This window comes from Brevibacillus sp. AF8, assembly GCF_021270385.1.
Taxonomy (GTDB): domain Bacteria; phylum Bacillota; class Bacilli; order Brevibacillales; family Brevibacillaceae; genus Brevibacillus.
Map to the genome: position 1 here is coordinate 233,896 of NZ_JAGQDN010000003.1, position 18,431 is coordinate 252,326.

Genomic DNA, 18,431 nt, shown 5'->3' on the forward strand with positions numbered 1-18,431 from the left:
TTTTGGATTCCTCTCTATTTTACTACAAGTTAGCCAAGTATTCTCGCTCTGGCTGCGACAGCCCACTCGATTTTTGCCAACGCCTGGCAATACGCTTCACTCATCTCTGTTGCATCGGCTGTCTCCTCCGTTCGAGTCAACACACGCCATACATCGCCTTTGTTTTTGTACCAATCTAACTCCTTTGGCTGCTCATGGTTGACTGGTCTCCAAACTTGGCGCAGCGTTGGGGAAAATAGCCGCTTTGCCCCTGATCGCAGCTGACAGTTCATTAGTTTTACCTGATAAGGCTTGCCAGGAACTGTCTCATTCACATCGTGAAAAAGATGGGGCCAATAATCTTTTCGCGAACCTGTGTGTGGCTGATCCAATGCCCAAGCGTACGCTGCCTCCTGCCTATTTATTGCCCCAAACAGCAGACTGTACAGCCTTTTTCCCAAGCTGATTCTCTCTGGTAAGGAGGAAAAATGAAACACGCGCTCACCCGCGAGCTGCAAGGAGCTTCCCTGCTCATCAACCCTTTTTTGCTGAGGAAGCAAGATCATATTCAGTTGCAAAAGCTCCTGCAGGGCAAACGGGATTGTGCGGACAACAGAATTTTGATAGGCCGGGTCTTTCATCACCTGCTCTTCCAAGTAGTTTTGTTCATTGATGATCAAACCAATGGCGAGTATATATTTATCCGTTGTCTTCCAAAAATGATTCCAGATCGCCTGCATGAAAGTAGAGACGCCCAGATGAGGCAGTAAATAAAAAAGGTTGGTCTGTCGCCTGACACACTCTTCATACAGTAACAATTGAGGGTATGCATCGTGAAAAATCAGCCAGTTTCCCCGCTCCAAGAACGAAAAATAATCCTGCTGCTCTTTTGCTCGGAGCAAGCGAGGCAATAATTCTCCCCGCAAATCGGTCATACTCCATCCCGCATTACGTGATACGAGATGTGCCAATAGCGCCCAGTGAACTTGTGGATGTTTTTGATAAAACGACAAATAGGCGCGCGTTCTGTCTATGTTGTCGCGGTTGTGGGCGAGTGTCTCCTGTCTAATCCGCTCTACAGTCTTTTGATCTTGTTCTGACAATAATGCTGTCGCCGTACGGACCTTCCCCAGATTTATGGCAAGCGGCAGACGTGATGCGTATTGGTACCACGACAACCCCATCGATGCTCTTCCCCCTCTCTTCCTCAGACGCCGTATTTTATCGGGAGGTGAATGAGTTGCGTGAAGTCCAGCAAGAAATCAACCGCATTCAAGCCTATTTGTTACAGCGCCAACAAGAGGATGGCACTTGGCGCTTTTGTCTGGAAAGCTCACCGATGACAGATTCTCACATGATCATCCTATTGCGCACACTGGGTATTCATGATGAGCGTTTGATGGAGAAGCTCACTGCTCACATCATATCTCTCCAACACGAGAATGGGGCATGGAAGCTGTATCCTGACGAGCATGATGGCCATCTGTCTACGACTATTGATTCGTATTACGCTCTGCTGTTATCAGGCAAATACACGAAGAACGAACCAAGAATGGCTCTGGCTCGCTCGTTTATTTTGGAAAAGGGTGGGCTGACACAAGCGAACATGCTCACCAAATTTGCTACAGCCTTGACAGGCCAATACCAGTGGCCCTCGCATTTTCTCGTTCCCGTCGAGATTGCTCTCTTGCACTCGAGCTTCCCTGTCAGCTTTTACGATTTTGTCGGGTACGCTCGTGTCCATCTTGCACCCATGATGATTGTGGCTGATCGCAAATATGTAAAAAAGCCTGACAATCCACCAGACTTGTCCGATCTATACGCAGATACGCCTATCTCACGCGGTCTATATCAGCATCGATTCCTGGAGAATTTCCTCAAGGAGGGCCAATCGTTCCTCGCCACCATCCACGATTCCTTGCAGCGGCTCCCCTTTTTACCCGGACAACTGCACAAGCTCGCCCTGCGGCGCCTGGAACAATACATCCTGGCGCGAATCGAGCCAGATGGTACTCTGTACAATTACTCGACCTCTACCTTTTTCATGATATTTGCGCTGCTCGCTCGGGGGTTTTCTCCGAAAGATCCGCTTATTCGAAAGGCGATGCAAGGGCTTACGAACAGTGTCTGCGATTACGAAAACGGTGCACACTTGCAGCTAGCTACATCAGCCGTCTGGGACACGGCGCTCTTGACTACTTCTCTGCAAAAAAGCGGACTCTCTACCACCCATCCCGCGATTCAAAAAGCAAACCGTTACCTTCTCCAGAAACAGCAGCATACGTACGGTGACTGGAAAATCCGCAATCCAAAAGGAAAGCCAGGCGGTTGGGGCTTTTCTGACTACAACACGATGAACCCGGATATTGATGATACGACGGCTGCTCTGCGCTCTCTACGCCTGCTCGCCCGTAAGGATATGACAGCCGCTGCTGCTTGGAAACGCGGTCTCGAATGGCTATTATCCATGCAAAACGACGATGGAGGCTGGCCTGCTTTTGAACGAAATACGGATGCTGATTTCATTCGCCACCTGCCGATTGAAGGAGCTGATACCGTCAGTACAGATCCGTCCTCTGCCGATTTGACAGGGAGGACTTTGGAATTCCTCGGAAACGATGCCGGACGAACATTGACTGACCCGCATGTAGAAAAAGGAGTCCGCTGGCTTCTCAAACATCAAGAGTCAGACGGCTCCTGGTATGGACGTTGGGGAATTGCTTACCTATACGGCACTTGGGCTGCCATTACCGGGCTAATGGCGGTTGGCTTTTCCCCTACTGATCCCGCCATCCAAAAAGCGGTTGCATGGCTGGTTGCCAACCAAAATCCCGACGGCGGCTGGGGAGAATCTTGCCAGAGTGACCAGAAAAAAACGTACATCCCCCTCGGAGCAAGCACTCCCTCGCAGACAGCATGGGCAATCGATGCACTGATAGCCGTATCATCCAAGCCGACGACAGAGCTGCAACGAGGGATTCACTATTTGCTCACTCACAATCAAGCAAATGACTGGACGACTCGCTACCCGACTGGCGGGGGACGCCCTGGCGGCACATACTTTGCCTATCACAGCTATCGTTGGATTTGGCCGTTGCTGGCTCTCAGCCACTATCAGACCAAATACACAAACACGTAAAAACCACCGCTACCCTCTTCGCAAACCAAGGTCTAACGCCTGGATAGGAACCTGGGGTGAATAAATCACGGCATGTAGCGGTGTATCAAATATAGAGTAGCAGGAAAGGACATCGGTGTCCCCAATCAGCACAATCGACGACTTAGTTACTCCACCAAAACTGAAATCACCGACGTCTATTTTTTTATTCGTCACCTTCATATTCATGGAACTTTTTCTCCTTTTCCTAAAACTCGCGCCCATCCATACATCGTATGCAACTCGCACTGGTTCGGTCGCAAAAACAGGTATGAACACCCAATGGCCTACGACATACAATACAGAGAGGATCTCTCCCAAAAGGATGTGCCGAACATGCCAGCATTCGTTGGAGTCATCAATGTAAACAACGTGGGCGGCGTTTTCAATGTCGGAGACGTCCGTAAAATCGCTCCTACCAGCTATGCCAAGACCTTCGCAGGTGGAGGATCATTCAATTCTGGTACAAATTTGTCATTTAAAATTCCACGTAGCGTCGTCTACGTCAATGAACAATCCGATAATGATATCCCGCTTTTTGTAGAAGAAACGAATGATTACCGGGCAAAGGGACGAGATTTCGCATGAACTTTTTTGTCACGCAGCATATCGTAATCAACTCACTTAAGATCGATGGCATTACCAACTCCTCTGTGTGCCAGATCGGAAGTGCTGGTATCATCAAGCCATTATCCAAGCTTTACAACACAGGGGAATTCACAGAACCAGCACCACCAGCGGGTCCACTTCCTCAAGCTGTTTCTGAGGAGTTCGTTCCACTTGTCCCGTTGGTAGAGCCGTCACGCATTACCCCGCGCATGCCCTAGCGGCGTCGCTAATTACGCTTTATGCTAGCTGAAGAAGGATGGTCGTCATGTACATGGGACACGAAATGATGCAATATATTCAACAGTTACATGACTATATACAATCGCAAAACAAAAAGATCGAAAATATGAGGCAGATGCTTGAACAACTGCAACAAGATGTCAATGACCTCAAAGAAAGGCAGATTCCTTCGGTCATTAGAAATGAATACAAATTCGACTTGCTCAAAGTTGAACGCCTCGAAGGGACTCTCAATATCGGATTAAATCCAAAAGGCAATGATTCTGGAATCGGTGATTTCTCCATTAATCAGTCGATGGACATCCCTGATCCTCCCCAAACCAGCGCTCCTCTTTTTGACCGTGTACAAAATGAGATTTATCAATATTTGGAGGGCGATGCCTACCTCGTTCTCGAAAAAATTGAAACAGAGTGCAATTACCCACTTGACCAAAATTATCGAGCATTTATTTTAGATGACATTAAAAAGCAGATTGACCAACGCATCAAGCATTACTTAAACGAGCTTCCTGCTGATGAACTGGAACCGGAGCATCTCGACATTTTCGTGCAAACAATCGTCCAAAAAGTCAAACGCGATATTGATAAAACATGCGAAACATTTGTAAAAAATTTGCCTCGTGAGGTGAACGAGTCATGATGAGGTATCAGGTGATAAACGAAGTCATTTGTGTGAAGCGCGTCTCCATCGAAGCTCTCTCCTCTGCCGCTTCTTTATTTATCGGAGACACCCAGACGGTAAACCTCCGATCGATTTATGAAACACCGCCTGAAAAAATGATTGTAGGTGTCACTATTCCCGTTGATACGGCAATTCCTGCTTCGTAAGGAAGTGGGACACGATGTATCGGAGAACCAGCCATGTCCACAAAGTAGATGTCCTCTCAGTAGATGGCTCATCGGTTCTGCAAATAGGTGATTCCCAGTGCCTAGATGCTGTTTCCAATATTTTGGCGGTCCAGCGTGAAAAGGCCATCTTTTACGAAAACGAATTTATGTTCGAGAATTACTCTGCCTACTCCATTCCTTTAATCGCACCTAGCCTGACTGAACCGATCTGCATCGATACGTTCCATGACTGTCCTTATATTTTTGTTCGAAATGTGAGCGTCCCTTTCATAGCTGCTGCCTCTGTTGTCCACATCGGTTCAAACGAGTCTATTTCATTAGAAACACGTGTGGTAAACATTCGCCACCTGTTCCGCGAAGAACCACATACTGGGGAGAGGAGATAGCCTGTGCCTTCTGTCATTGGAGCTGTCAATATCAATAACAATTCAGGTACTGTTAACTTCGGAGACACCCTCAACATATCGCCAAAAACCGCCGCCAAGACATTCTCCGGTTCAGGAGGCGGCAACACAGGTAACGTCGTAAATACGCTCAATGGTGTCAACGCAACCAATACTTTGGACCCCAATGTCGTCGATCAACCGATGTTTGGGAACATCTAATCCTTGCAGTGTTAATGTTATTTCATTGACACTGTTTTTATTTTGGCTGAAAAACGAAACAAAAAGGAGGCACGAGGCCCCCTGACTACAATATTTCAATATACCCTTCTGTCCCATGCACGCGAATTCGTTGTCCGTCTTTTATCAGTGTTGTTGCATTTTCCACGCCGACAACTGCTGGTAAGCCATATTCACGCGCGATAACTGCTCCATGGGTCATCAGTCCACCAACTTCGGTGACTAGGCCTTTTATGGATACAAACAATGGTGTCCATCCTGGGTCAGTAAAGGCGGTGACTAATATATCTCCATCTTCTAGGTCAGCATCTTCCATGTTTAAGATGACGCGTGCTCGCCCCTCTATGACACCGGTTGAAACAGGTAGACCTACAAGCGCATTGGCTGGCAGATTTTCTCGCTTGTACTCACCAACAATAATTTCACCATCAGACGTAATGACACGTGGGGGAGTCAGTTTTTCAAAAAACTTGTACTCGTCTTTTCGTTTGCTGATGATCTGATCATCCAATTTGTTTGTGCGTACGACCTCATGAAGTTCTTCAAAAGTGAGATAGTATATATCGTCTTTTTCATGAATGACCTTTGTTTGTACGAGTCGTTCGGCTTCTTTCAGTAAAGCCTGCTTATAAACGAAGTAGCGATTCATCATGCTGTATTTTGGATATTCTCGATAGCCGATGAAATTCCGGATGAGGTCGATCATTTGTTTGGTTTCTTTCGCTTTTTGTTCACCTTCAGGTAATTGCTTCAATCGCTCTACTAACTCTTGCTCTTTTTCCAAAGCTTCCTGTCGTCCTTGCTCGAATTTCCGCTTGCCAGCATTCGGCTCAAAGTTTTTGATGTTCCCTAGAATCATGGGGACAAGCATGATTGGTTTTTCACTCCAACGGGTTTTCGTTATATCGATTTCTCCGGAACATCGCATCCCGTATTTCGTGAGATACGCATAGATTGCGTCTCGCGTCTCCTGTCCACCTTCAAAGTGAACCAGTTCATTTAAAAAGTTATCATCTTTTACATGCTGTAAAAAATCAATGACTTCTGGATAAGGACGAACGACATCCGCAACATCCATGAGCGCCAGACCCATTTCCGAAGTAATATTATTTGACACAGATTGAGAAAGCGTGTCTGCTACGTTTTTTTCCCCTAACCACATGTTCATGTTTTCATTGATCCATTTTGAAGCATTCATAGCAGCCGTAATCACACCTATGTTTTGTGGATCAAATATAATCTTCTTTAATTGCTGGATGTCTTCTCGAATAAAATCAAATAAATCCGGTCCTGATTTCGTTTGGATGTTATGCTTTACCTCTTCGATCGATCTTTGACTGCGCTTAATCAAATCAGAAACAATTGCCGGATCATTTTCGAATTGTTCTTGAAAACCAAAAGCCGACATGCCTTTATTGCATTTACCGGGATTCTGTTCATTTTTATCATTAGGAGAAGATTGTATAAAATCGCCTCGCTCTAGGACGGTCATCAGTGCGTCTTTGATAAGCGGATCGGATTGTCCCAGGGTATCTAATATGGTTTGTCTGCTGTCAGGTGAAGCCAACATTTTTGTAACATCAACAAATAACCTTCCCCCCGCTTTGCTCATGGGTGCGGGAGTCATTAACAGGAAAAAAGACAGTCCCAATGGTTTCATAGGGTCGGTCATCATTTGTTGATGGCCAACAGATACATAAACGTGATTTTCTTGATCATTCGCTTCAGGGATGGGATATAAAGTCGTGATTGGCCGGCTCTGGACAATATAAAAGGTGTCCTCAACCAAGCACCATTCGATATCTTGTGGGGAATCAAAATAAGCTTCGATCTGTCTTCCAATGCGTGCCAGTTGTAAAATTTGTTCATCTGCAAGTGTTTGCGTCTTTTGCTGATCGGGATCGATCTGCTGCGTCTCTGTTCCGCCTTCTTTTCGTCCATGGATAGCCAAATGTTTGGTTGCTATCCTCTTCTCGACGATTTCTTCTTCCAGCACTTTATAACAATCAGCAGATACCAGGCCAGAGACCAGTGCCTCTCCAAGCCCAAAACTGGCATCGATGGATAGCAACTTCCGGTTGGATGTAATGGGATCAGCGGTAAATAAAATCCCGGAAGCCTGTGGGAAAACCATCCTTTGAACGATAACGGATAAATAAACGTGACTATGGTCAAATCCATTTTGCATACGGTAGATGACCGCTCGATCTGTAAAGAGGGAAGCCCAGCATTTGCTGATGTGCTGCAAGATTGCTTCTTTTCCGATGATATTTAAATAGGTGTCTTGTTGACCTGCAAAAGAGGCATGTGGTAAATCTTCAGCAGTCGCACTTGAACGCACTGCATAAGCATGCTCCTCTCCAAACCGAGAGAGATAGTGAGTAACGGCTTTCACAACATCGGAAGGAATCTCTGCATCCATAATGATTTGTCGAATCTTCCTGCTGATTTCTCCAATTTGTTCTCGGTCTTGTACTTTTAGCATGGTGAGTCGATCCAACAAAGCATGATACACTTCGTTTTGTTCGACGGCCTTTTGATATCCCACTGTCGTCACACAAAACCCTTCTGGCACGTGTATTCCTTGTATTTTTGACAGTTCCCCTAAATGTAATCCTTTTCCGCCAACGAGATAAAGCTGCGTTTTTTCCATTTCCTGAAAACCGAGAACCAAAGAACTCATTTCAATATCTCCCCTATCCATTAAATTGAGAAAAAACATTTGACAAGAGTTCACCAGCATGGTACGATTAAAGTGTAGGATGCAATAACTTTGACTATATCGACAAAATCAGTCGTGATCTGATTATATCATCGCGTCTGTTACTGTGCAATAAAAAGAACCTGGTAGGAAGATCCAGGTTCTTTTTTCATTTTCCACTGCTACCTGCTTTTACAAGCTCGCCTTAAATGTGGTTTTTCGTTCGTTCGCAGCCCTGCCACGCATCAAATAAATTTCTAACACCCCGTCCTGATACTGAGCCCTCATCCCTTTTGAACTGACGGAAACCGGAAGAGCCAGCTTTCGATAAAAGGGGCCGTAGCTTCTCTCCCCTTGTGTACGAAGCCCCTTGTGCTCGCTTTCCTTGATAATCCCCTTAACCTCCAACCAACGTTGGTCGAAGAGGGTAATCTCCAGACTATCGCGATCGAAGCCCGGCAGTTCACAGGAAACAATGACCATTTCCTCTGATTGGAATATATCCGAGACTGGGGAAAAATGCGAATCGTCTACCTGCACGAAACGCATCGGTTTTTCCTTCGTCTTTTTTTTCCCCTTTTTCACGGGTGGTACAGTTGGCGTGGCTGCGGCAGTCGTCTTTTGTGCTGCTTGCTTATTAAGCGTCGCGATATTCTCCCAAAAATTTGTATCCAGCACCTGTCCCATCTGGCTCAATGCTTTCCATGGATGATCTGGGTCAAAACCGAGCTTGGACAAACTTTCGGATGCTTTTTGCAACTGCTTCATGGTCTCTTGCAGATTTTTCATACATACGCACTCCCCTTCCCAGCAGAGGCAAGACTGTCTATGTACGATAGAATATGTGCTTTTGCCTGGGGGGTGTGCTCAAGATCATCCAGTTTGCCCGATGTCAGCACTATCTGTCGCTGGTGCAGGCGGGGCCAAAATATCTGGTGGCGGCATATTACTATCCGTCGGCGCAGGATTGGTTTCGCCATTGCCATCTGGTACGGTCGGCTGTGTCACAGGCTCCTGTGTTGGTTCTGGAGCAGTTCTTGATGGTGTGGCTGGTTTTTGTGTTTTTGGCTGCTCTTTTGTACCTGTTGTGGGCTTTGGCTTCGCAGCCTGCGTTCTCTTCTCCGCTTTCATTTCGACCTTGGCTACTTCTGCTACCGCTGCATCACTGAGCTGTTCGCTCGGTCCAGTTGCACCCACCTCTGTTTGCAGGGCAGTTCGAACCGCTTGCATGTTCTCCCTCGGCCACAAGGAATAAGGAGAGCTCCAGATCGCCCCATTATCCAAAGTAACCATGTTGCTTGACGAAAAGCTGGCAAAATCGAGTGCCAATCCTTTTATTTGGTCTGTCGACAGATCGGTTTTGATATGTTTGCCAACGGTATCCAGCACAGCTGTCAAACTCGTTAATCCATCCATAGACATGCTCTTTTCTGCTACAGCACGAATCACCTGTTGCTGTCTGCGGTTGCGATCGAAGTCGCTCGAGTTGTAAGAGTCTCCACGCCGGTCGATGCGATGACGGACGAAGCCGAGTGCCTGCTCTCCGTTCAATACTTGTTTCCCTTTTTTCAAATTGCGGTATACCCCTTGCTTGGGCAATTCGTATACGAGATCGCGATCTACGTCAACCGTAATTCCGCCCAGCTTGTCAATAACCGCTGTGAAACCTTCAAAGTCAAGCTGCACATAATGCTCGACCGAGATCCCCAGCATGTGATTCAACGTTTTTTTGAGCATCGTCATGCCATTTTCTGTGACAGGCTTCCCTTTGATTTCCGCATCTTTCCTGATATTTTCCCCTAAGGCAAATACTTCATTGACCTTGTGATAGCCTGGATATCCTGGGATTTGAACGCGGGTATCACGGGGCAACGACACCATGCTCAGCTTTTGTGTAACGGGATTGGCGACTGCGACAATCAGAACATCCGTGTTTAACATACCGATGTTTTTGCGCGTATCCACTCCAACGATGACAAAGGCGATTGACTTCTTTTGTTCATACGGCTTTTCTACTACAGGTTGATCCGGCAGCTTGTAAGGGTCAGCTGTTACGATCTCCAGCGTCTTGTCTACCTGGTTGAGGGCGAAGCCTGCTCCTACGGCCAACAAACAGAGGAATAAGCAACCCGCCAAGAGCAGATACATCCGCTTGCTTCGCTTGCCACGCTTGATCCGTTTACGCGGCTGTTTTGCAGGAGCTTGAGGCTTGTCATTCTTGGCTTGCACGTTCGGTTCACTCCTTTTTACTATCACGGGGTCCATAGTGCTTTGGGCTATTCATTTTTCAATATATTCTGGAAAACTTTCGTCTCATTTTACCACAATCTTCCGGTAAATTGTAGAATCATGCCGATCCAACTCGATCGGTTTTCCCTCTGAGTTCTTGCACTTGCGAATCGAAACAGGTAGTCTAAAAATGAGGAAAATCAGATAGATGAATAAGGGAATCGGAGGGACTTGAGAGTGGAACACATACAGGTGCTGATCGCAGGTGGCGGCATCGCAGGGTTGTCCGCAGCAATATGGTGCCAACGATTAGGTCTTTCTTGTCTTCTTATCGAAAAAACGGATAGACTCGGCGGCCAACTGCATCACATTTACAACGAGATTACCGACTTTCCGCCCCTTGTATATGACCAGGGAGCTGCCCTTGTAAAGGAACTGATCGCACATCCTTTCATCCAGCAGCAAAACATACGATTGAACGAAACCATTCTTTCCATTGATCAGGAAACGAAACAGGTGACCACTTCGAAATCCGTTTATCGTGCCGACTATTTACTCATCGCCACAGGAGTTGGCTGGAATGAAATACCGGCCTTAGCTGATTGTCCGAGCGTCCTGTCGCCTTGGTTTTCTACAACTGCCCAAGCGCATACCATCGCCGGGCAAGATATCGCCGTTATTGGCGGAGGAGATCGCGCATTAGAAAGTGCAGCAAATTTGAGTTCGCATGCCCGACAAGTCTATCTGTTGGTTCGGAGCAATCGTTGGCGTGCTCGTCCCGAATGGCAAAAGAAAATCACAGGCCTCCCCAACATCCAAGTCCTGTGGGAAACACAAGTCAGCGACTATAAGGAAGAAGAGGCACGGACTGTTCTGACACTCACCACTACGCGCGAAAACAACCCGCAGGCAATCATAGTGGATTGGATTCTGCCGCGAATTGGTGTTCATGGAAACACAGATGGTCTCGAAGGGTTGGACACGTTTGGCGATAAGTACTTGCAAACGGACTTGTATCAACGAGTCCACTCTCCATGGATATACGCAGTCGGAGACGTGAGCAACGGGGCTGCTTATGCGAGTTTGTCTCTGGCAGTTGGGCAAGCAATGAAGGCAGTCAAACATATTTCCTTGCAAATTCAAACTAACAGATCAATGAGCCTGTAGAAGGAGCGCTTTGCATGTACGCTTTTTACGACGATTTCGGCTTACCTGTCAAGCTAACCTTTTCCCCAGAAGAGTATCGTAACCACCAAGCAGGTCACGTGCTGATCTTCGCTTTTTATCAAGGAAAGCTGTTATTTACTCGCCATCGTACACGCGGTGTGGAGCTACCAGGGGGAAAGGTAGAAGCAGGAGAAAACAGCCTGTCTGCAGCAGTTCGTGAGGTCTTTGAAGAAACCGGGGCCATACTGGAAGGGATTGAGCGCATCGGACAGTACACCATCGACGACTCGATGCGAAAAGATATTTATATCGCCAAGGTAGCGCATTATACAAGCCAACCAAGCGGCTCAGACGTGCTTGCCACCATTGTGTTTGCGGATATCCCGCGAGATGTAAAAGGCAATCCGGAGTTTAGCCGCATTCTGCAAGATGATGTGTATCCGCTCGCACTCGAACGAGCTTTACGCCATCGCTTCGCTGAGTCCTAGCCATCATAAACAGGCTCGTCCCTGTCGCTCTCCGACATTGTATTCGGTGAGAATAACCGACAGAGACAGCCTGTTTATTGTTTTTCCTTTTCTTTTTTTCCCGACAATACACGCTTGACGAGCTCATTTGGATCAAAACCATACTTTTTAATGGCTCTCTCACGTTGTTCCTCATGTACCGTTTCTGGTTCAATTCCCAGTACCTCTGATATTTGCCGCCATGCTTTCGTTTCGCTATTTTTTGTACCCTGTCCTTGCTGCTCGACCTGCTTGGGCTTCAAGAAAAAGATCGCAACTACAGCGAAAACGAGCGATAACCCTGCAATTGATAAAAACATGACCGTCCGAGAAATTCCCAGCAACCAGGTAAAAATAGGTGGGCCGATCGCAACACCGATAAAACGGACTCCGCTATACAAAGAAGTAATCATGCCCCGCTCTGTTTTCTGTACGGCCCCAACGATCATGGAGTTCAAGCACGGTAAAATCATCCCCGTCCCCACGCTGCCGATGACCAAAATGCCTATTAGAACATAAGCCCCTTGGACAAAGCTGGCCAGAATATAAGACGTAGCCAGCAAAAACATGCCAATAATCACAAACAGACGCATCAGCTTCAGCTTCTTTTTAATGATAATCCCTGTCACATATGCCGCTATACTCATCACGAGCAAAGGAATCGCCAAAAAGAAGCCTTTGATGACACCATCAATCTTGTATTTTTCCTCCAATAAATCAGACAGGTAAAACAGTACACCAAACAACGTGAACAAGCAGATGCTCCCTATAAAAAACGCGGGGACAAGCCATTTTCCATGCTGCTTGAACACTTGCGCGATTGAATGCATGTACTGCTTGACGGGGAGCGGCTTCTTCTCCTGTTTCTTTTCCTTGGTCAGAAATAAAAACATCAGGAGGACGACACCGCAAATAATCGGAAACGCTAGGAAGACCATGTACCAAGAGATGAGAGCAAGCAAGGAGCCAAAAATCGGACTTAATACTTTTCCCATCCCATTTGATGTCTCCAAGAGCCCCAATGCCCTACTCTCCGAGGCGCCATCGAACAAATCCCCTACCAACGCCATCGCGATAGGGGCTGTCCCAGCGGCTCCGATCCCCTGCAACACACGCCCTCCCATGATAGCCATGTAAGGTTGATCCAGCCACAGCGCGGCAAGCCCTGCGAGTAAACCACCCAGACCATACAGGGCAAGCGAGATGATGATGACAATTTTTCTCCCGAATCGATCCGACAAATAGCCGGCAAAAGGGATAACAATACCTGCTGCAATCGAAAAAGCGGTGATCAATAAGCTCGACTGTAAGGAGGTGAGCTTCATTTCCGTTTTCATGGTAGGCAGTACAGGGATCAGCATCGAGTTGCCCAGCACCATAACTAATGGAACCCCGACAAGCCCAATCAGGTTTTTCGCATTTTGTGCCATACGAAACTCCTTATCCTACGCATAAGCGCTTCCGTCCCAGCGCAACGCGTTCATAATCTCCCAGTCAGGTTCAACGCCTATTCCCACGCCAGCAGGAAGAGTCACTTCGCCGTTTCTGGGTCGCAGCGGAAATAATTGTGTAAACGGGTTCTCCATGACGTCCCATTCGACTGGCTCAATGGGATGGCTATCCATCTTGGTCCATGCCAGCAAGCAAGCTTGTGCAAATAACGTATACAATCTTGCCAGCGAGCCATCAAAGGAATGCGGAGACACGCGATAACCAAACTGACGGGCCATTTGCAAATGCGTTCGATAATCGTCAATGCCCCCCGTATGCATCAGGTCAGGCTGTGCAATATCAATGGCTCCCCCCTCATACAAGGGCAAAAACTGTGCGCAACGGATCAAGTTTTCTCCGCCAGCAAGCGGGATGGATAATGATGAACGAAGCTTGATATATTCTTTTGCACGATCCATAGGCATCGGCTCCTCCAGCCAAAGCCAATTGCCATGTCGGGAGAAAAGCCGCTCCCACTTCCTTGCAGTCGCACAGTCGTAGCTCTGATTGGCATCTACTGCTACTAGAATTTCTTCGGGAAGCAAATTCATCAGTTTTTCGATGTGCGTCTGATCCTCAAGAACAGAGCGTCCGCCAATCTTTACCTTCACCATCTTGAAGCCATCGTCGACTTGCTGGCTGACTTGCTTCCATGACTGTTGCATCCAGTCTTCCGTTTCCCGGTAGGATTGGAGGGAGGCATATACCGGGATGCCAGAATGAATCTGGCCTCCCCACAGTTGGCACACAGATAGCCCCGCCACTTTCGCCAAAATTTCCGTAAGTGCCATACTGACACCTGAAGCCGATCGCTGATGCCACTTTCCTATGACATCGACAATCGCTACTCTGTTATCCACCTGCTTACCCAGCAAGTACGGAATAATGCGCTCACAAAAGCCCTTGTGCAGCGTTGGCAGCCAATCGATAATTTCTCCCCAGCCATCTACTCCAGACCGTGTGATAATCCGAATGAGATAACTAGTACGATAACGCTTGTACCCATTCGCATCACCGTAAGCTTGCGATAGACGATGAAGCAGCGGATACGTTTCCACGCGCTCAATTTGCAGGTCTGAAATCTCTACCTGGTCATGAGTAGTCATCTATGCCCTCTCGTTCGGCTTGCTCTCCCTCATAATCGTCATAGGAGAGGAAGTTGCCCTTCCCTTCTCCCTTTCTCATGTACTCCTCATACGTCCCGCTTCTCATAAAATGCACACTGTCCGGTCCGTGATAGCCTTCAATATCGGTGTAACCGATCTCCTCTACGGCTTCAACAAAGCCATCCGGCTCATTGCTCTCGATATACATTTCTTCGTAATCTGTCTTGTCAGGTTCCTGGTACGAAAAAGGAGTGCTGGATGTCCCCCATGCCTCGACAATTTGCCAAGCATCCTCACCGTCGAATCCGTTCTGTCCTTCTTTTTCATCCAAAGACGTTCGTCCGAAGGGTGGCTGCAAAAACTCCTCTTCAATCGGACGCGACTCATTGATTATCGGCGCTGGTGCGTGCTCCTTGCACGTTTGTGCCTGAGGCAATGCTTCCAGTCGCTCCACAGGTATTTGCTCTCCACAGACCGTACAGAGGCCGTAGGTGCCTTCCTCCATACGCAGTAGCGCCTGATCAATCTCTTTTAATGTCTCACGATCGAGACTATCAAGAGCCAAATCTTTTTCCCGTTCAAACATCTCACTGCCGATATCTGCCGGATGATTATCGTACATGGCAAACTCCTGCAAAGAGGTTGTCATCGGTTCTCTCATGCCATAATGGTCCTGTACGCGGTCTTCCAGTTCTTTCTTCTGTTCCAGCAGCTTTTCCCGGAAGCTGGCCACCATCTTTTGGTCCACGCTGTACACCACCTTTGTTTGGTTTCCTCAACAGGTAGTATGTCTTGGTCCCGAAGGAAATATGACCAGCAAAAAACCTGCCACCCCCAAAGGGAATGACAGGTTGATCAACGTGTTTATTCTGTTACATGTGCGTAGTGTTGTTCTACGATATCAGCACAACGTACGCAGAGTGAAGCGTGCGACTCGCGAGTGCCAACATCTGGTTTTACTACGCGGCAACGCTCGCATTTTCCACCGTCTGCGGCAGAGACCACAGCAGCAATTCCTTCGAGTTGTACTGCCTCTGCCGGAGCAGAAGCGCTGTATACATCCACGTGAGCGACGATGAACAGGTCAGCCAGATCGTCCATTGCTGCCAATGTTTTCGCAACTTCTTCCGTTTGTGGGTACAGAGCCAGCTTCGCATCAACAGAGTTACCGAACACCTTGTTACGGCGCGCTTCTTCCATGGCTTTGAGAACCTCGTCTCGGATCGCCAGGAAAGCATCCCATTTGCTCTCTGCTTCTGCTGCAAAGCTGAGATGTTGCTCGTCGCCTTCTGGCATATCCGTCAACTGCACACTCTTCTCTTCCACTCCTGGAATGAACGCCCACACCTCATCAGCTGTATGCGGCAACAGTGGAGCAACCAGCTTCACCAGACTGAGCAAGCAATCGTACATTACTGTCTGTGCAGCGCGGCGCTTCAGACTGTCAGGTGCTTCTACATACAGGCGATCCTTGCAAATGTCCAGATAGAATGCGGACAAATCAATAACGCAGAAGTTGTGAACGGCATGGAATACAGTATGGAACTGATATTCATCATACGCTTTGCGTGCGCGCTTCGCGACTTTTGCCGCTTTCGCCAGAACATAACGGTCCAGCTCACCCAGCTCTTCGTACGCTACGCGGTCTGTTGCTGGATTAAATCCATCCAAATTACCCAACAGAAAGCGGAACGTATTGCGGATTTTGCGGTACACCTCAGCGATCTGATTGAGAATCGCATCGGAAATGCGCACATCAGCCTGATAATCAACAGAAGCTACCCACAGACGCAAGATATCTGCGCCCATCTTGTCAATAACTTGTTGTGGCACGATGACGTTACCAAGGGATTTGGACATTTTGCGTCCTTCCCCATCCAATGCAAAACCGTGGCTCAGGACAGATTTGTAAGGAGCTGTGCCATATACGGCAACCCCCGTCGAGAGAGAAGAGTTGAACCAGCCACGATACTGGTCAGAGCCTTCCAGATACATATCCGCTGGCCAAGCAATCCCTCTTTCGCGCAAAACAGCCTGATGGCTGGAGCCGGAGTCGAACCAAACGTCCATAATATCCGTTTCTTTGCGGAAATCCTTGCAATCGCATTTGGTGCAAGAAAGCCCTTCTGGAACCAGCTCATTCGCTTCACGGGAGAACCATACTTTCGATCCTTCTTTGCGGAACAGATCAGCAACATGGTTGATCGTCGTATCGTTAATGATCGGTTCGTTACACGATTTGCAATAGAAGATTGGGATCGGTACACCCCATACACGCTGACGGGAAATGCACCAGTCTCCACGATCCGCAATCATGTTAGCCAGACGAGTTTCTCCCCAATGAGGAATCCATTTTACATTTTTAATCGCTTCGAGCATTTGCTCACGGAATCCGTCAATAGATGCGAACCATTGCTCTGTCGCGCGATAAATAACCGGTTTTTTCGTACGCCAGTCATGTGGGTAGGAGTGCGTGAAGAAATTGAGCTTCAAGAGTGCTCCATTTTCTTTCAGCTTTTCCGTAATCACTTTGTTGGCATCTTCATAGAACAGACCTTCAAAGCCTGGTGCTTCATTGGTCATTTTACCTTCGTGATCTACCGGGCAAAGGACACCCAAATTGTATTTTTGACCAACGTTAAAGTCATCTTCGCCGTGTCCCGGAGCAGTATGAACGCAACCAGTACCTGCATCCAAGGTGACATGCTCGCCAAGGATGAGCGGAGACTTGCGATCGTAGAACGGATGCTGAGTCTCTACGCCTTCCAGATCTTGACCTTTAAAGCTCGAGAGAATCTCTACGCCTTCCCAGCCAATTTCTTTGCTCGCAGCTTCAATCAGACCGTTGGCTACCAGGAACTTGCGGTCATCCACCTTCACGACGTTGTACTCGAGCTCAGGGTGCAGGCTGATCGCGAGGTTTGCTGGCAATGTCCAAGGAGTCGTTGTCCAGATAACAACGCCTGTTTCTGTGTCCAGCTTGCCTTTTCCATCTGCTACCTGGAAGCTGACGTAAATAGAAGGAGAGCGCTTGTCTTTGTATTCGATTTCTGCATCAGCCAGAGCCGTCTCAGAAGACGGAGACCAGTACACACAGCGCAGACCTTTGTAAATATAGCCCTTTTTCGCCATTTCGCCGAATACGCGAATTTGGTTGGCTTCATACTCAGGCAGGAGTGTTACATAAGGGTTTTCCCAATCTCCACGAACGCCCAGACGCTTGAATTGGTCACGTTGCTTGTCGATATAGGACCAAGCATACTCTTCACAGCGTTGGCGGAAATCGTTCACTTCGATGCTGCGACGATCCAGCCCTTGTGCATTGATAATCGCTTGCTCAATCGGCAAACCATGTGTATCCCAGCCTGGGATGTACGGCGCGTAAAAGCCTGCCATGGATTTGTAACGAACGATGAAATCCTTGAGGATTTTGTTCAGTGCGTGACCGATATGGATGTCTCCATTCGCATATGGAGGGCCATCATGCAAGACAAAAGACGGGCGGTCTTTTGTACGATCCAACACTTGTTGGTAAATATTTTGCTCTTCCCATACCGCTTGCATCTGTGGCTCGCGGCTTGGCAAATTTCCGCGCATGGGGAAATCTGTTTTTGGTAGCGCTAAGGTTTTGCTGTAATCCATGGCCTGATTCACTCCTTAAATAAATAAAAGCCTTCACTCATCCCATAAAGGGACGAGAGAAAGCTCCCGTGGTACCACCCTGATTGAACAAACCCGTACGACAAAAAAGCCTGCATCGGATTCGTTCCACTT

The 18,431-nt window shown here is 47.7% G+C and carries 18 protein-coding genes and 1 other annotated feature (1 of these 19 running past the window's edge); of the genes, 9 read left to right on the forward strand and 9 right to left on the reverse strand.

The window, feature by feature from the left end; all coding sequences use genetic code 11:
- Positions 1–29: 29 nt before the first annotated feature.
- On the reverse strand, positions 30–1,163 hold the full coding sequence (locus KB186_RS07400; protein ID WP_232773322.1) for a DUF2515 domain-containing protein: 1,134 nt from the start codon (positions 1,161–1,163) through the stop codon (positions 30–32).
- On the opposite strand from KB186_RS07400, the gene shc reads away from it, so the two are divergent.
- A complete protein-coding gene (gene shc / locus KB186_RS07405; RefSeq protein WP_232773323.1) occupies positions 1,136–3,118 on the forward strand; it encodes a squalene--hopene cyclase in 1,983 nt (660 codons plus the stop codon). The genes KB186_RS07400 and shc overlap by 28 nt on opposite strands.
- 9 nt (positions 3,119–3,127) lie before the next feature.
- Here the strand turns inward: shc and KB186_RS07410 are convergent, their stop codons facing one another.
- Positions 3,128–3,325: a hypothetical protein gene (locus KB186_RS07410; RefSeq protein WP_173608185.1), complete on the reverse strand. Its 198-nt coding sequence runs from the start codon at positions 3,323–3,325 to the stop codon at positions 3,128–3,130.
- 147 nt (positions 3,326–3,472) lie between these two features.
- On the opposite strand from KB186_RS07410, the gene KB186_RS07415 reads away from it, so the two are divergent.
- From KB186_RS07415 to KB186_RS07440, 6 genes are read left to right on the forward strand one after another with little or no spacing between them, the layout of a single operon-like run.
- Entirely contained in the window at positions 3,473–3,724 is a 252-nt protein-coding gene (locus KB186_RS07415) for a spore germination protein (protein ID WP_173608186.1), read from the forward strand.
- A complete protein-coding gene (locus KB186_RS07420; RefSeq protein WP_173608187.1) occupies positions 3,721–3,963 on the forward strand; it encodes a spore germination protein GerPB in 243 nt (80 codons plus the stop codon). The genes KB186_RS07415 and KB186_RS07420 overlap by 4 nt, the downstream gene beginning before the upstream one ends.
- Before the next feature lie 47 nt (positions 3,964–4,010).
- Positions 4,011–4,625, forward strand: coding sequence for a spore germination protein GerPC (gene gerPC / locus KB186_RS07425; RefSeq protein WP_221869116.1), 615 nt, complete (start codon positions 4,011–4,013; stop codon positions 4,623–4,625).
- Complete coding sequence (locus KB186_RS07430) at positions 4,622–4,813, forward strand: spore gernimation protein (protein WP_232773324.1); 192 nt, start codon at positions 4,622–4,624, stop codon at positions 4,811–4,813. Before gerPC ends, KB186_RS07430 begins: the two co-directional genes overlap by 4 nt.
- Positions 4,814–4,827: 14 nt before the next feature.
- Positions 4,828–5,220 (forward strand): spore germination protein GerPE, encoded by a 393-nt coding sequence (locus tag KB186_RS07435; protein ID WP_173608190.1) that lies wholly within the window; start codon positions 4,828–4,830, stop codon positions 5,218–5,220.
- Positions 5,221–5,223: 3 nt separating this feature from the next.
- Positions 5,224–5,439: a spore germination protein gene (locus KB186_RS07440; protein ID WP_007717765.1), complete on the forward strand. Its 216-nt coding sequence runs from the start codon at positions 5,224–5,226 to the stop codon at positions 5,437–5,439.
- 85 nt (positions 5,440–5,524) lie between these two features.
- Here KB186_RS07440 and ppsA read toward each other — a convergent pair whose 3' ends face one another.
- The 3 genes from ppsA to KB186_RS07455 all read right to left on the reverse strand — a co-directional run bounded on the left by ppsA (position 5,525) and on the right by KB186_RS07455 (position 10,387).
- On the reverse strand, positions 5,525–8,140 hold the full coding sequence (gene ppsA, locus KB186_RS07445; protein WP_232773325.1) for a phosphoenolpyruvate synthase: 2,616 nt from the start codon (positions 8,138–8,140) through the stop codon (positions 5,525–5,527).
- Positions 8,141–8,350: 210 nt separating this feature from the next.
- The gene (locus tag KB186_RS07450) at positions 8,351–8,947 is read right to left on the reverse strand and encodes an Hsp20/alpha crystallin family protein (protein ID WP_232773326.1); all 597 of its coding nucleotides are present in this window, start codon (positions 8,945–8,947) and stop codon (positions 8,351–8,353) included.
- An 84-nt stretch (positions 8,948–9,031) separates the two neighbouring features.
- Positions 9,032–10,387, reverse strand: coding sequence for an LCP family protein (locus KB186_RS07455; protein WP_232773327.1), 1,356 nt, complete (start codon positions 10,385–10,387; stop codon positions 9,032–9,034).
- A gap of 237 nt (positions 10,388–10,624) precedes the next feature.
- Here KB186_RS07455 and KB186_RS07460 point away from each other — a divergent pair, with 237 nt between their 5' ends.
- Positions 10,625–11,554: an NAD(P)/FAD-dependent oxidoreductase gene (locus tag KB186_RS07460; RefSeq protein WP_232773328.1), complete on the forward strand. Its 930-nt coding sequence runs from the start codon at positions 10,625–10,627 to the stop codon at positions 11,552–11,554.
- 14 nt (positions 11,555–11,568) lie between these two features.
- A complete protein-coding gene (locus KB186_RS07465; protein WP_232773329.1) occupies positions 11,569–12,042 on the forward strand; it encodes an NUDIX domain-containing protein in 474 nt (157 codons plus the stop codon).
- Between the two features lie 74 nt (positions 12,043–12,116).
- On the opposite strand, the gene KB186_RS07470 is transcribed toward KB186_RS07465, so the two are convergent.
- The 4 genes from KB186_RS07470 to ileS all read right to left on the reverse strand — a co-directional run bounded on the left by KB186_RS07470 (position 12,117) and on the right by ileS (position 18,299).
- Positions 12,117–13,490, reverse strand: coding sequence for an MFS transporter (locus tag KB186_RS07470; RefSeq protein ID WP_232773330.1), 1,374 nt, complete (start codon positions 13,488–13,490; stop codon positions 12,117–12,119).
- Between the two features lie 15 nt (positions 13,491–13,505).
- Positions 13,506–14,657 carry a mandelate racemase/muconate lactonizing enzyme family protein gene (locus tag KB186_RS07475; RefSeq protein ID WP_173608197.1) on the reverse strand — a complete coding sequence of 384 codons (1,152 nt, stop codon included), beginning with the start codon at positions 14,655–14,657 and terminating at the stop codon, positions 13,506–13,508.
- Complete coding sequence (locus tag KB186_RS07480) at positions 14,644–15,417, reverse strand: TraR/DksA C4-type zinc finger protein (RefSeq protein ID WP_173608198.1); 774 nt, start codon at positions 15,415–15,417, stop codon at positions 14,644–14,646. Before KB186_RS07480 ends, KB186_RS07475 begins: the two co-directional genes overlap by 14 nt.
- Positions 15,418–15,521: 104 nt before the next feature.
- Positions 15,522–18,299: an isoleucine--tRNA ligase gene (ileS, locus tag KB186_RS07485; RefSeq protein ID WP_221869107.1), complete on the reverse strand. Its 2,778-nt coding sequence runs from the start codon at positions 18,297–18,299 to the stop codon at positions 15,522–15,524.
- Positions 18,300–18,344: 45 nt separating this feature from the next.
- Positions 18,345–18,431 (reverse strand) — a binding site (T-box leader) (it continues 180 nt past the right edge of the window).